Here is a 12924-nt window from a genome sequence, read left to right on the forward strand (position 1 = left end):
TGGTGGCCTCGCTGGGCGGCAACACCTGGGGCTGGGGCTCGCCCCAGATCGTCGGGCTCGCGGTGCTGGGCGTGCTGCTGGCGGTCGCGTTCGTGGGCGTCGAACGGCGGGCTGCCGAGCCCGTGCTGCCGTTGAAGCTGTTCCGGGTGCGGACCTTCACCCTGTCCGCCGTCATCAGCTTCATCGTCGGGTTCGCGATGTTCGGGGCCATGACCTATCTGCCCACCTTCCTCCAGGTGGTGCAGGGGGTCTCGCCCACCATGTCCGGTGTGCACATGCTGCCCATGGTGTTCGGGCTGCTGCTGTCCTCGACCGTCTCCGGGCAGATCGTCAGCCGCACCGGGCGGTGGAAGGTGTTCCCGGTGGCCGGGACCGCGGTCACCACGCTGGGGCTGCTGCTTCTGCACCGGCTCGACGAGAACAGTTCCACCTGGGTGATGAGCGTCTGCTTCTGCGTGTTCGGGCTGGGGCTCGGTCTGGTCATGCAGGTGCTGGTGCTGATCGTGCAGAACGCCGTCTCGTACGAGGATCTCGGCGTCGCCACGTCCGGCGCCACCTTCTTCCGGTCCATCGGCGCGTCCTTCGGGGTCGCCATCTTCGGGACCGTCTTCGCCAACCGGCTCGGCGACAAGCTGGCCGAGGCCCTGCACGGTGCGCAACTGCCGCCCGGGGTCTCGGTGTCCGGGATCGAGGCCGATTCCCGGGGGCTCGCTCAGCTGCCGGGCTCGGTGCGGCCCGAGGCGCTGCACGCGTACGCCTCCTCGATCACCGACGTCTTCCTCTACGCCGCGCCCGTCGCGTTCCTCGGGTTCGTGCTCGCATGGTTCCTCAAGGAGGACCGGCTGCGGGGCTCGGTCACGGCGCCCGACGTCACCGAGACGCTGGCCAGCAATCCCGTGCAACGGTCGTCGTACGACGAGGTCTGCCGGGCACTGTCGCTGCTCGGGACCCGGGAGGGGCGGCGGGAGGTCTACCGGGAGATCACCGCGCGGGCCGGGTACGACCTGCTGCCCGCGTCGAGCTGGCTGATACTGCGCATCCGGAAGTACGGGTGGGTGGAGCCCGCGCTGCTCGCCGAGCGCACGTCCGTGCCGCTGGGCGCGATCATCGCGGCGGCGCGGCAGGTGGAGGAACGGGGGCTGGCGTCGAGGCGGGGCCCCGAGCTCCTGCTCACCGAGCCGGGCCAGGAGGTCGCGACGCGGCTCGCGGCGGCGCGGGAGGAGTCTTTGGGGGAGTTGCTGGGGGACTGGTGGGGGCCCGATCGGTCCACGGATCTCACCCAGCTGGTGAAGGATCTGAACGACGAGCTGTGCGGGTCGGACAAGGAGCAGCCGCATGAAGGGGGTGCGGCTCGGGCGGTTTGACGGGGGTGCCTGCGACGGCCGGTTTCGGTTTGTGGGGCTGATCGCGCAGTTCCTCGCGCCCCTGGATGCCTGCGGCGGCCCGTGCGGGTTCGGTGGGGGCGGGCGTTCTGCGAAGTTCCCCGCGCCCCTGAGCTCCGCAGCCCCTTGTCCGCTTACAGGGCCTTGCCCAGTGTGTGGTCCGCGTAGATGTCGTCGCTGTACGGGGCGATCTCCTGGTAGCCGAGCCTCGCGTACAGGGCGAGGGCCTCGGTCAGGTCGGCGCGGGTTTCGAGGATCAGGCGGGTGGCGCCCAGGGCCCGGGCCGCTGACTCCGCCGCTTCGACGAGGAGGACCGCGCCGCCCTTGCCGCGCATCGTCTCGTGCAGGTAGACCCTGGTGAGCTCGGCGCTCCCGTCGGGGCGGAGTCGTATGCCCGCCGTGCCGGCCGGTTCCCCTGCGTATCTGGCCACCAGCAACAGGCCTGTCGGCGGGGTGAGTTCGCTGCCCGTGCCTTTCGCCATCTCCCTTTCCAGCTCGGCCGGGTCTGTTCTGCGGTTCTCGTGCAGGAGGTAGTAGCGGTCGCTGACCTCCGTGTAGTACGCGCGCCAGAGTGCCGCTGCGGTGGGAGAGCCGGGAGGTTCGGCAGTGACGGTCCAGGTCATGGCCTGATTGTCGCGTACACATATGCGGAGACGGTTTGAATAAAATGTTCGAGGCAACCCGACACTCATGTCAACTGGCCTGATCATCGCTCTGATCGTGATCGTGGCGGCCGTCCTCATCGTGGCGGCCGTCCTGACTTTGCGTGGCCGGGGTCCGCAGCACGGCCGGGGCCTGAAGCGACGCTTCGGGCCCGAATACGACCGGACCGTGGCCCGGCACAACGGGGACGAGAAGGCCGCCGAACGTGAGCTCACCGAGCGCGTGGAGCGGCATGGATCCCTGCGCCAGCAGCCACTCGAACCGGCGGAGCGCCAGCGGTACGAGGACCGCTGGACGGCCGCCCAGGAACGCTTCGTCGACTCCCCTCGGGAGGCCGTCGCCGAGGCCGACCGGTTGCTCGCCGAACTCGCCGAGGCCCGGGGCTTCCCGGACGGCGGGCAGTACGAGGAACAGTTCAACGCGCTGTCCGTGCACCACGCGCACCACGTGCACGGCTACCGGCGGGTGCACGCGGTGGCGAGTGCCCGCACCAACGCCCGGCAGGACGGCGACGGCCGGACGACGGACACCGAGGAGATGCGCGCCGCCATGGTCGAGGCGCGGGCCCTCTTCGAGGACCTCGTCGGCCCGGCGCGGAGCCGCGAGGAGTCCCGGACACCCGCCCATGAGTCCGACACGCGCGCCGGACAGGCCCGCGACGGTCGCAGCGACAGCCGGGGCCATCAGCCGTGGGCAGTCAACAGGCGTCACGCGAAGGGGAGTTGAGTGACATGACGGATGCCACAAGCAGGCCGGGCGCCGACGGCACCCGGGGGGAGGGGAAGATCGGCAGGGGTACCGCCGACGACCCCGCGGGGTCGCACAGTCCCCTGGTGACTCCCACCGAGTCCGAAGCGCCGGATCTGGACCCGGTGGCCGGACGTCCGGCGGGCAACACCGGCTCCGGTGACCAGTCCCGTGACCGGTCCCGTGACCAGGGTGGCTTCGGTCGTGACTCGGCCGACGACCGTGCCGGCCGCGCTGACCGCGCCGACCGTACCGACCGTACCGACCGCGACAAGGCCTCCGGCCTCGGCCACGAGACCGAGCGGGCGCGGGAGCGGGAGCGGGAGCGCGGCGCCGGGTCCGATGCCGTCGGCGGTGTCGGTCCGGGTGTGGGCGGAGTCTCGGGTCACGAGGCCCGGCTGCTGCCGCACGACGAGAGCGACAAGCTCAGCACGCGGCTCCAGCACGCCGTCGCCGGGTTCGTGGACGAACCCCGGTCCGCCGTCGAGGAGGCCGACCAGGTGCTGGAGGAGGTCGCCACCCGGTTCGCCGAAGCCGTGAAGCAGCGTCGGCGCACCCTGCGCAACTCCTGGCAGGCCGGCGACGGCGGCCGGGACAAGGGCGTAGGCGCCGGCGACACCGAGCAACTCCGGCTGGCCCTGCGGGACTACCGCGAGCTGACGGAGCGGTTGCTGCACAGCTGACCCGTCGTCCGTATGTACGACCGGCCTGTCGCCCGGAGTCGGGTGGCGGGCCGGTCTTGGGTTGCTTGCGCCGGACACCGCCGTGCCGGGCGATTTATCATGCGGCGGCGGCAGGTCAACGGGGTTGCCGCGCAAGGAACCTTTCAGAAGGAGCGCACGTGCTCGAACTCACCATGGCCGTCGTCACCGCGGCGGAGGAGGGTGCCACGGCCGGCATGCAGATGGCCGACGCGCCCAGTGACCCGGGCACCGTGCTGCGGGTGGGCCGGGACAAGTCCGTGTGCCGGCTCGCGACCCCCGACGACTGGCTGTTCGTCTCCCGGGTGCACCTGGAGTTCCTGTGCGGGCCCGAAGGCGTCTGGCAGGTGACCTGGCTCCAGGGCTCGCAGCCCGATCCCTCGTCCGAGGTACAACTGGTGGCCGGCGCCTACGCGCAGCCGCTGGTCTACGGCGGCTCCGTGACGCTTCCCCGGGGCGGCAACGGTGAGATCCTCATCCGCGACCGCACCGCCCCGCGCAGCGTCAACGTCGGCTTCTATCACGAGGTGTGAGAAGCGGGCCGGGTCAGGGCAGCACACGCGCCAGCGCGAAGCCGTCGTAGCCCTTGCTGCCGACCGTCTGGATCGCCGTGGCGCTCAGCCTCGGGTGCCGTCCGATCAGTTCGAGCGCGGTGCGGGTGCCCTGGACGTCGGGGGCGGAGCTGCCGGAGTCGGCGACCCGGCCCCCCCGTACGACGTTGTCCACCACGATCAGGCTGCCCGCGCTGGTGAGCTTGAGCGCCCACTCCACGTAGTGCGGGTTGTTGCCCTTGTCGGCGTCGATGAAGACAAGGTCGAAGGGGGGCGGGTTCTCGTCGGCCAGCAGGGGCAGCGACTCCAGGGCGGGCCCGACCCGCACCTCGACGATCTTGTCGAGGCCCGCGCGGGCGATGTTGCGGTTCGCGACCTCGGCGTTGACCGGGCTGTACTCCAGCGAGACCAGACGGCCGTCGGCGGGCAGGGCGCGGGCCAGCCAGATCGTGCTGTAGCCGCCGAGCGTGCCGAACTCCAGGATCGTACGGGCGCCCTGGATCCGGGCCAGGAGCTGCAGGAGCTTGCCCTGCGGTGCCGTCACGGCGATGGACGGCAGGCCGGCGGCCTCGCTGTCGCGCAAGGCCGCCCGGAGTACGTCGTCCTCGGGCGCCAGATGGGTGGTGAAGTAGTCGTCGACGTCGTCCCAGAGCTGCGACTCGCTCATGCACCTGTGCCTTTCCTAGGTCTAGTTAGAGCAGCTAACTAGTTGCTCTAACGAATATAGTCCAGCACCCGGTCCCTGTCAGCGATTAACGCTGCGGCGGCGAGCCCGGCAGCGGACGGCCCGCCGACTCCGTCATGAACCACACCGCCACACCGCCGATCACGGCCGCGCCCATCATGTAGTAGGCGGGCATCATCATGTTCCCGGTCGCGCCGATCAGCGCGGTCACCACCAGCGGGGTCGTGCCGCCGAAGAGGGACACCGAGATGTTGAAGCCGACCGAGAGGGAGCCGTAGCGCACCCGGGTCGGGAAGAGGGCCGGGAGGGCGGCCGGCATCGCCGCCGTGAAGCAGACCAGGAGCAGGCCCAGCGCGCCCATGCCGAGCGCGATCGCGAACAGGCTGCCCTGACGGATCAGCAGCAGGGCCGGCACGGACAGGAACAGGAAGCCCGCGCAGCCCGCGGCGATCACCGGGCGGCGGCCGACGCGGTCGCTCAGGGCGCCGGCGAAGGGCTGGACGACCATCATCAGCGCCATCACGGCGAGGACGACCAGCAGACCGTGCGTCTCGTCGTACTTGAGCTCGCTGGTCAGATAGCTCGGCATGTACGACAGCAGCATGTAGTCGGTGACGTTGAAGACCAGGACCAGGCCCACGCACAGCAGCAGGGCGTGCCACTGGCCGGTGAGCATCTCGCGCAGCGGGACCTTGCGGCGGTCCGCCTCGGGCTGTTCGGCCTCGGCCTTCTCGGTCTCGGCCGTGAACGCCGGGGTCTCCTCCAGGCGCAGCCGCAGATAGAGACCGATGGCGCCCATCGGACCCGCGATCAGGAACGGGATCCGCCAGCCCCAGGACACCAGGTCCTCGGTGGACAGCAGGGCCGTCATCAGCGTGACCAGACCGGCGCCCGCGATGTAGCCGGCGAGCGTGCCGAACTCCAGCCAGCTGCCGAGGAAGCCGCGCTTCTTGTCGGGCGCGTACTCGGCGATGAAGGTGGACGCGCCCGCGTACTCGCCGCCGGTCGAGAAGCCCTGGACCAGGCGGGCGGCCAGGAGCAGCAGCGGGGCGCCGACGCCGATCGTGGCGTACGACGGGATCAGGCCGATGGCGAAGGTGCCGGCCGCCATCATGATCATGGTCACGGCGAGGACCTTCTGGCGGCCCACCCGGTCGCCCAGCGGGCCGAAGACCAGGCCGCCGAGCGGGCGGACCAGGAAGGCCGCGGCGAAGGCGCCGAACGTCGACAGGAGCTGGGCGGTCGGATTGCCGGACGGGAAGAAGACCTTGCCCAGAGTGACGGCAATGTAGCTGTAGACGCCGAAGTCGAACCACTCCATGGCGTTGCCCAGCGCGGCGGCCTTCACGGCACGCCTCACGAGGGCCGGGTCGACGGCGACCGCCTCGGGCGTGTCGGAATCGCGAGGCGCGGGGGCGGGGTGACTGAGGGCGGGGGCGCTCGGCAAAACTTCGCTCGCCTGCCTTTCGACGGGGACAAGGGCAAAAAGCGACCATAGGTGGACTTGCCGGGTGCACGTAGTGCTCAAGTCCGGTCGCAGAACGTACGTAAATGTGCTGTATGCAGGTACCCCGTGGCTGGTCAGGAAGGCGCCTTCCCTGTGCGCATGTGATCCATCTCGCGCCGTGGCCGCCCGGCGGCACTCGTGGCGGACTATCGTCATCCGGACAAAAGGGACGTCAGGTGAAGACGGGGTTGCCTGCTTCCTCTCGGACGCACGGCACGACCGGATTGCGAGGCCGCGAGGCGTGGCGAATGCGGAGCACAGTGGGACCACCGAGGTCCAGGCGCGGCTGCGCGCGGCCAGGCTCGCCCTGTGGCTGGTGGCGGCCGTCCTCGCCGTACGAGAGGTGGCCGTCGTCCTCCGTACCCCCAGAGGCGAGCGGCTGACGGACCTGGAGACCTGGGTCGGCCCGGACGGCGTCCTGCATGTGAAGGGCTCGCTGTACGACTCGACGCAGTTCACCGGTACGCCGTTCGGGGGACTCGTCCTCAAGCCGCTCACCCGGGCCGCCGAACAGGCCCTCGGCTGGGGGTGGACCTTCGGCACCCTGCTCCTGGTCGTCGCCCTCGGTCTCGTCGCCGCCCGCGCCCTGCCCCAGCCGGTCGGCCGCCGCACCGCCCTGCTCGCCGCGCCGGTCGCGATCAGCCTCCTCATGCTGTCGCTGCCCGTGCGCAACACGCTCTACCTCGGGCAGACCAGCATCATCCCGGTCCTGCTGGTCCTGGTCGCCTGCTTCGCCGTCCGGGGCGAGCGGGCCAGCGGACTGCTCGTCGGACTCGCCGCCGCCCTCCAGCCCACGGTCCTGCTCTTCGCGGCCCTGCTCTGGTGCACCGGCCGCCGCCGGGGCGCCCTCACCTCGGCCGCGACCTTCGCCGCAGGCACCGCGCTCGCCTGGGCCGCGCTGCCGCACGACTCGTACACCTACTGGGTGCACCACATCGCCGGCACCGGTCTCGGGGGTCCCGCCGACGACCTCGCCAACCAGTCCCTGCACGGCCTGCTGCTGCGTCAGGGCATGACAGGGCCGCTGGAGATCTCCCTCTTCCTGGCGCTCGGCGCGGCCGTCGCCGCGCTGGGCGTGCGCCGAGCCGTGCGCTTCGCCCGCGACGGCCAGCTGCTGCTCGCCGTCGCGATCACCGGCTGCGCGGCGATCGCCGTCTCACCGACCACCTGGCAGCACCAGCTGCTGTGGGTGCTGCTCGCGGTCGTCGGGCGGGTCGGCAAGCGGGCCTCCGACCGGTACGTGTGGCCGGTCGCCGTCATCGTGGTGATGACCCTGCCGACGACGATGCTGCTGCCGCACATCGCGACGCTGTACCCCCTGCGCGACAACCTGGTGCTGCTGGCCGCGCTCGCCGCCGCCACGGTGATCCCCTTCCTGTCGCGCACCTCGCCCCACTACCAGGCGCCGATCCCCACGGAGTCTGCCGCGCCGGTACCCACGCGGTTCCGGCACGTGCCGCTGCTGCCGTTCCTGCGGCGGGTGCTGACCCGGCCCAATCTCCTCCTCGAACTGCTGTTGCTCCGTGTCACCTACGCCGCCTACCAGCAGGTCCGACTCGCTGCGACTGGCGGCACCAACCCCGCGGGGCGGGCCACCGCCGAGAAGCACGGGCAGCAGATCTTCGATCTGGAGCGCCTGCTGCACATCGACATCGAGCACTGGGTCAACCACACGGTCGTCAAGGTCGACTGGCTGCGCAACTTCTTCGACTTCTACTACGAGTCCTTCCACTTCGTGGTCCCGCTGAGCGTGCTGGCCGTCCTGTACTGGCGGCGGCCGGTGGACTACCGGTGGGCCCGGGCCTCGCTCGGGTTCGCGACCCTGCTGGCCCTCGTCGGGTTCTGGCTCTACCCGCTCGCCCCGCCGCGCCTGATGCCGGCGCTGGGGATCATCGACACCGTGCACGGGGTGCAGGACTTCTCCAAGCCGGACTACGGCACCCTGACCGCGCTGACCAACCAGTACGCGGCGATGCCCTCGCTGCACTTCGGGTGGTCCTTGTGGTGCGGGGTCGTCATCGCGATCATGGCGCCCCGGTGGTGGATGAAGGGGCTGGGCCTGCTGCATCCGTTCTTCACCGTCTCGGCGATCGTGGCCACCGGGAACCACTGGGTGCTGGACGCGGTGGGGGGCGCGGCGGTTGTCGCGGGCGGGTTCGGGTTGTCGTATCTCTTCCAGGGGCCGCGGGCCCGGGTGGTCGCGGTGGCGGCACGGCGTGACGAAGAACGGGCCGACGGCCTCGTGGAGCCGTCGGCCCGGGGTGCCGGGACAAGGGTCAACCCAGGGTGACCTGGAGCTCCTTGACGCCGTTGATCCACGCCGAGCGCAGGCGGCGGGGGTCGCCGGAGGCGCGGAGGGTGGGCATGGCGTCGGCGATGGCGTTGAAGATCAGGTCGATCTCCAGGACCGCGAGGGACTTGCCGAGGCAGTAGTGCGGGCCTCCGCCGCCGAAGCCGAGGTGGGGGTTGGGATCGCGGGTGATGTCGAAGACGTCCGGGTTCTCGAAGACCTCGGGGTCGTGGTTGGCGGCGGCGTAGAAGATGCCCACCCGGTCGCCCTTCTTGATCTGCTTGCCGCCCAGTTCCGTGTCCTGGGTGGCCGTGCGCTGGAAGGAGTTGACCGGGGTGGCCCAGCGGACGATCTCCTCCGCCGCCGTCGAGGGACGCTCGGCCTTGTAGAGCTCCCACTGGTCGGGGTGGGTGAGGAAGGCGTGCATGCCGTGGGTGATGGCGTTGCGGGTCGTCTCGTTGCCCGCGACCGCCAGCATCAGCACGAAGAAGCCGAACTCGTCGGAGTTCAGGTTGCCCTCGTCCTCCGCGGCCACCAGCGTGGTGACGATGTCCTTGGCCGGGCACTGCTTGCGGTCGGCCGCCATGTTCATCGCGTAGGCGATGACCTCCATGGCCGACTCCTGGCCGACCTGCTCGCTGATCGCGTACTCCGGATCGTCGTACGAGATCATCTTGTTGGACCAGTCGAAGATCTTCGCCCGGTCGTCCTGCGGGATGCCGATGAGCTCGGCGATGGCCTGCAGGGGCAGTTCGCAGGCGACCTGGGTGACGAAGTCGAAGGAGCCGCCGGGCAGCGTGCGCGCGGTCTCCACGATCGCGTGGGCGCGGTTGCGCAGGCGTTCCTCCAGGGCGCGGATGGCCCGGGGAGTGAACACCCGTTGGACGATCCCGCGGACCCTGGTGTGCTCCGGCGGGTCCATGTTGAGCAGGATCAGGCGCTGCGCGTCGATCGCGTCGCGGTGGATGCGTTCGTTGAAGCGGATGATCGCCGTGTTGAGATACGACGAGAAGATCTCCGGGTGGGTGGAGACGTACTTGACGTCCGCGTGCCGGGTGACCGCCCAGTAACCCTCGTCCTGGAAACCGGCGACATTGGCCGGCTGGGGGATCCAGCGCACCGGTTCGGCCCGGCGCAGTTCGGCGAACTCCGGCAGCGGTACGCGACTTTGCAGCAGGTCGGGGTCGGTGAAGTCGAACCCGTCGGGAAGCGCTGGACACGACATCGGCAACTCACTCCAGCCGTTCGACAGCTTTCTGACGGCCCATCAGGAACAGAGCTGCCGTGAAGGTAGTAACGGGTTCTACAAGAGGCAAGGGGCACGGGGCCCTCAATTGTGTGCACGACCCTTGCGGTGGCGGGCGGCCCGTCCGCAGACTGCAGAGCAGCGCGAAGTAGAACACGTACTAGTTCTGCCAAGTTCTGCGTGTGTTCTACGGAACTTCCCTGGATCCGTTCGGAGGAGAGGACCCGCACCCATGGCCGCCGAACCCGTGATCGTCGAAGCCGTCCGTACCCCCATCGGCAGGCGCGGCGGCGCGCTCGCCAATCTGCATCCCGCCTATCTGCTGGGCGAGACCTACCGTGAGCTCCTCGGCCGCGCCGGCATCCCCGCCGACGCGGTGGAACAGATCGTCGGCGGCACGGTCACCCACGCCGGCGAACAGTCCATGAACCCCGCGCGCACCGCCTGGCTGACCGTCGGGCTGCCGTACGAGACGGCGGCGACGACGGTCGACTGTCAGTGCGGCTCCTCGCAGCAGGCCTCGCACATGGTGGCCAACATGATCGCGGCCGGGGTCATCGACGTCGGCATCAGCTGCGGCGTCGAGGCGATGTCCCGGGTGCCGCTGGGGTCGGGCTCGAAGCACGGGCCGGGGAAACCGTTCCCGGACGAGTGGAACGTCGACCTGCCGAACCAGTTCGAGGCAGCCGAACGGATCGCGCGGCGCCGGGAGTTGACCCGGGAGAACGTCGACGCGCTCGGCCTGCTGTCCCAGGAGCGGGCGGCCGTCGCCTGGTCCGAGGAGCGCTTCAAGCGGGAGACGTTCGCGGTGCAGGTACCGACGACCGAGGACGAACAGCGGGCCGGGCAGGGCATGTGGCGGCTGGTCGACCGGGACGAGGGGCTGCGCGACACGTCGATGGAGGCGCTGGCGAAGCTCAAGCCGGTCATGCCCACGGCCATCCATACGGCGGGCAACTCCTCCCAGATCAGCGACGGCGCCGCGGCGATCATGTGGGCGTCGAAGCGGATGGCGCGGGCGCTGAAGCTGAGGCCGCGGGCGCGGATCGTGGCCCAGGCGCTGGTCGGCGCCGACCCGCACTTCCACCTCGACGGTCCGATCGACGCGACCCGTGCGGTGCTCGGCAAGGCGGGCATGTCCCTGAAGGACATCGACCTCGTCGAGATCAACGAGGCCTTCGCGTCCGTGGTGCTCAGCTGGGCCCAGGTCTTCGAACAGGACCTGGAGAAGGTCAACGTCAACGGCGGCGCGATCGCGCTCGGGCACCCGGTGGGGGCGACGGGGGCACGGCTCATCACCACTGCGCTTCACGAACTGGAGCGCACGGACAAGGAGTTCGCGCTGATCACGATGTGCGCGGGGGGCGCGTTGGCCACCGGCACGATCATTCAGCGGTTGTAGACGTCCAGTTGACGAAGGTCGTGAAGGCGGCGGGGGCGACGGTGAGGATCGGTCCCGCCGGGGTTTTGGAGTCGCGGACGGATACGGTGGCGGTTGCGGTTTCGGCGACCTCTACGCAGTTGCCGCCCTGGTCACCGCTGTACGACGACTTACGCCAGATGGTTTCCATAGCGGTCCTCCATCACGTGCCGAATCAGCCCCGCCGATTCCTTCAGGGAGAGCGCGGCGGCTTGGAGATGATCGTAACGGAGTGAGCAGTCCTTGACGGTGTCCGGGTTCGCGGTCGGATGCCCGCTGCCGTATCCCTCGGTGTAGACGATGCTCGGGTCGCTCGCGAAGCGGTAGAGGTCGAAAGCGCCCTGTAGTCCGGTGTGCGCTCCGGCAGAGAACGGCAGGATCTGGATGTTGATCCGGGGGTTGTTCTCGAAGGCCAACAGATGAGCCAGTTGGCGCTTCATGGTTTCCGGGCCGCCGATCTCCTGGTACAGCGCTGCCTCACTGATGACGGCCCAGAAGACCGGTGGTTCGTCCTTCTCGAAGATGCTGCGGCGGGCCAGGCGTACGGCGGTGCGGTCGTCCAGATTGGTCTGGTCGAGCACGCCGAGCACGGCACGGGCGTAACCCTCGGTCTGCAGGAGGCCGTGGATCATGTGGGTCTCGAAAGAGTCGATCTCGGTGGCCCGTGCCTGGAGTTCCGCAACCTGCTGAAACCAGGTCGGCAGTTGACTGCGCAGCACCAGATCCACCAGCCGGGTCAGCAACCCGTCCGACCCCAGCGCCGCGTCCGCCCGTTCGCTGAACTCCGGTGTCGGGACCTTCCTCGCCGTCTCGATCTGGCCGACCAGTGAGCCGGTGTAGCTGAGGATGTCGCCCAGTTGACGCTGGGTCAGGTGGGCCGCTTCTCGGAGTCGGCGCAGCTCGAAACCGTAGTAGTCGCCGGGCGAGGCGCCGGGGTCGAGGGAGTGAATGCCGGTCACGCGGGGTCCCCTCTCGGGTAACTGGGTCCACGGCCCAACCAGTTGTGTCCGTTCGATAGCCCAGCGTAGTCATGCGAGGTCACGCTCGTCCCGTGAACTCCTACATTCCCCAGTGGCGCCTGTCGCTCACCGCGGGCGAACACTCCGCCCGCCACATCCGCCGGATCGTCCGCTCGCTGCTGGACGAGTGGGGGCTGTCCCCGCTGTGCGACGCCGCCGAGCTCGGTGTGACGGAGCTGGTCGCCAATGTCGTACGCCATGTTCCGGACCGCCGGTGTGTGGTGCTGGTGCTGCGGCTGGAGACCGGCGTCCGGGTGGAGGTCGCGGACGGGGCGCCCCAACTCCCGCTTCCTGCCGCCGGGTCGGACGCGGAGGCCGAACACGGCCGCGGACTCCTGCTGCTGGACGCCATCGTGGACAAGTGGGGCGTGGGGCCGAGATCGGGTGGGGGCAAGGTTGTCTGGTTCGAATGCGGGCCCCATGAATGCGACATGGCAGAGGGCCTTCCGTAGGTGTCCGACGCGTACCCCTTCGACCCGACACGAGGCCACAAGCCCCCACCCCACCCAGCCCGGTCGACGGCCTCTGGGGACCCACCGATGACTTTGGCCCGCCGACGCGGTCCTCAGTCCGAGGGTGTTCGCGATGGGCGCGACAGCACGGCAGGAAGCTCTGGAACGGCTCGGAGTTCTGGTCGGCGAATGGGACGTGGAGGCCGAGTTCCCCGGGCAGGCGGTGGGGGCCGGGCGCAGTGTGTTCGAGTGGGCGCTGGA

At 69.9% G+C, this 12924-nt stretch carries 13 protein-coding genes; 7 read left to right on the forward strand and 6 right to left on the reverse strand.

What is annotated here, in order from left to right:
- Nucleotides 1-1364 (forward strand): MFS transporter (locus tag ACFVYN_RS25765; RefSeq protein WP_390002240.1); only part of this gene is annotated, 1364 nt, incomplete at its 5' end.
- A gap of 152 nt (nucleotides 1365-1516) precedes the next feature.
- Here the strand turns inward: ACFVYN_RS25765 and ACFVYN_RS25770 are convergent.
- The gene (locus ACFVYN_RS25770; protein ID WP_390002242.1) at nucleotides 1517-2005 is read right to left on the reverse strand and encodes a GNAT family N-acetyltransferase; all 489 of its coding nucleotides are present in this window, start codon (nucleotides 2003-2005) and stop codon (nucleotides 1517-1519) included.
- Nucleotides 2006-2072: 67 nt separating this feature from the next.
- Here ACFVYN_RS25770 and ACFVYN_RS25775 point away from each other — a divergent pair, with 67 nt between their 5' ends.
- The 3 genes from ACFVYN_RS25775 to ACFVYN_RS25785 all read left to right on the forward strand — a co-directional run bounded on the left by ACFVYN_RS25775 (nucleotide 2073) and on the right by ACFVYN_RS25785 (nucleotide 4026).
- Nucleotides 2073-2771 (forward strand): hypothetical protein, encoded by a 699-nt coding sequence (locus ACFVYN_RS25775; RefSeq protein ID WP_390002244.1) that lies wholly within the window; start codon nucleotides 2073-2075, stop codon nucleotides 2769-2771.
- A 5-nt stretch (nucleotides 2772-2776) separates the two neighbouring features.
- Entirely contained in the window at nucleotides 2777-3475 is a 699-nt protein-coding gene (locus ACFVYN_RS25780; RefSeq protein WP_390002245.1) for a hypothetical protein, read from the forward strand.
- Between the two features lie 158 nt (nucleotides 3476-3633).
- Complete coding sequence (locus tag ACFVYN_RS25785; protein ID WP_390002247.1) at nucleotides 3634-4026, forward strand: hypothetical protein; 393 nt, start codon at nucleotides 3634-3636, stop codon at nucleotides 4024-4026.
- Nucleotides 4027-4039: 13 nt separating this feature from the next.
- Here ACFVYN_RS25785 and ACFVYN_RS25790 read toward each other — a convergent pair whose 3' ends face one another.
- Both ACFVYN_RS25790 and proP read right to left on the reverse strand, forming a co-directional pair.
- Nucleotides 4040-4711, reverse strand: coding sequence for an O-methyltransferase (locus ACFVYN_RS25790; RefSeq protein ID WP_390002249.1), 672 nt, complete (start codon nucleotides 4709-4711; stop codon nucleotides 4040-4042).
- Nucleotides 4712-4796: 85 nt separating this feature from the next.
- A complete protein-coding gene (gene proP, locus ACFVYN_RS25795; RefSeq protein ID WP_390002251.1) occupies nucleotides 4797-6176 on the reverse strand; it encodes a glycine betaine/L-proline transporter ProP in 1380 nt (459 codons plus the stop codon).
- 301 nt (nucleotides 6177-6477) lie between these two features.
- On the opposite strand from proP, the gene ACFVYN_RS25800 reads away from it, so the two are divergent.
- Nucleotides 6478-8526, forward strand: a complete 2049-nt coding sequence (locus tag ACFVYN_RS25800; protein WP_390002253.1) for a bifunctional glycosyltransferase 87/phosphatase PAP2 family protein — start codon at nucleotides 6478-6480, stop codon at nucleotides 8524-8526.
- On the opposite strand, the gene ACFVYN_RS25805 is transcribed toward ACFVYN_RS25800, so the two are convergent.
- A complete protein-coding gene (locus ACFVYN_RS25805; RefSeq protein ID WP_390002255.1) occupies nucleotides 8513-9751 on the reverse strand; it encodes a cytochrome P450 in 1239 nt (412 codons plus the stop codon). The genes ACFVYN_RS25800 and ACFVYN_RS25805 overlap by 14 nt on opposite strands.
- 253 nt (nucleotides 9752-10004) lie before the next feature.
- On the opposite strand from ACFVYN_RS25805, the gene ACFVYN_RS25810 reads away from it, so the two are divergent.
- Nucleotides 10005-11174 (forward strand): steroid 3-ketoacyl-CoA thiolase, encoded by a 1170-nt coding sequence (locus ACFVYN_RS25810; protein WP_390002257.1) that lies wholly within the window; start codon nucleotides 10005-10007, stop codon nucleotides 11172-11174.
- On the opposite strand, the gene ACFVYN_RS25815 is transcribed toward ACFVYN_RS25810, so the two are convergent.
- Together ACFVYN_RS25815 and ACFVYN_RS25820 are read right to left on the reverse strand one after the other, a co-directional pair.
- Complete coding sequence (locus tag ACFVYN_RS25815; RefSeq protein ID WP_390002259.1) at nucleotides 11158-11343, reverse strand: DUF397 domain-containing protein; 186 nt, start codon at nucleotides 11341-11343, stop codon at nucleotides 11158-11160. The two genes, ACFVYN_RS25810 and ACFVYN_RS25815, sit on opposite strands and share 17 nt — an antisense overlap.
- Complete coding sequence (locus tag ACFVYN_RS25820; RefSeq protein ID WP_390002261.1) at nucleotides 11324-12151, reverse strand: helix-turn-helix domain-containing protein; 828 nt, start codon at nucleotides 12149-12151, stop codon at nucleotides 11324-11326. Before ACFVYN_RS25820 ends, ACFVYN_RS25815 begins: the two co-directional genes overlap by 20 nt.
- A 92-nt stretch (nucleotides 12152-12243) precedes the next feature.
- On the opposite strand from ACFVYN_RS25820, the gene ACFVYN_RS25825 reads away from it, so the two are divergent.
- Nucleotides 12244-12663: an ATP-binding protein gene (locus tag ACFVYN_RS25825; RefSeq protein ID WP_390002263.1), complete on the forward strand. Its 420-nt coding sequence runs from the start codon at nucleotides 12244-12246 to the stop codon at nucleotides 12661-12663.
- The last annotated feature ends 261 nt before the right edge of the window (nucleotides 12664-12924 follow it).

It is taken from the genome of Streptomyces sp. NPDC058307 (assembly GCF_042880295.1).
Taxonomy (GTDB): Bacteria; Actinomycetota; Actinomycetes; order Streptomycetales; family Streptomycetaceae; genus Streptomyces.

What these genes read in the sequence shown, in the direction of transcription:
- ACFVYN_RS25770 (WP_390002242.1), bottom strand. Translation starts at nt 2,005, where the DNA reads ATGACCTGGACCGTCACTGCCGAACCTCCCGGCTCTCCCACCGCAGCG.
- ACFVYN_RS25775 (WP_390002244.1), top strand. Translation starts at nt 2,073, where the DNA reads ATGTCAACTGGCCTGATCATCGCTCTGATCGTGATCGTGGCGGCCGTC.
- ACFVYN_RS25780 (WP_390002245.1), top strand. Translation starts at nt 2,777, where the DNA reads ATGACGGATGCCACAAGCAGGCCGGGCGCCGACGGCACCCGGGGGGAG.
- ACFVYN_RS25790 (WP_390002249.1), bottom strand. Translation starts at nt 4,711, where the DNA reads ATGAGCGAGTCGCAGCTCTGGGACGACGTCGACGACTACTTCACCACC.
- ACFVYN_RS25805 (WP_390002255.1), bottom strand. Translation starts at nt 9,751, where the DNA reads ATGTCGTGTCCAGCGCTTCCCGACGGGTTCGACTTCACCGACCCCGAC.
- ACFVYN_RS25810 (WP_390002257.1), top strand. Translation starts at nt 10,005, where the DNA reads ATGGCCGCCGAACCCGTGATCGTCGAAGCCGTCCGTACCCCCATCGGC.
- ACFVYN_RS25815 (WP_390002259.1), bottom strand. Translation starts at nt 11,343, where the DNA reads ATGGAAACCATCTGGCGTAAGTCGTCGTACAGCGGTGACCAGGGCGGC.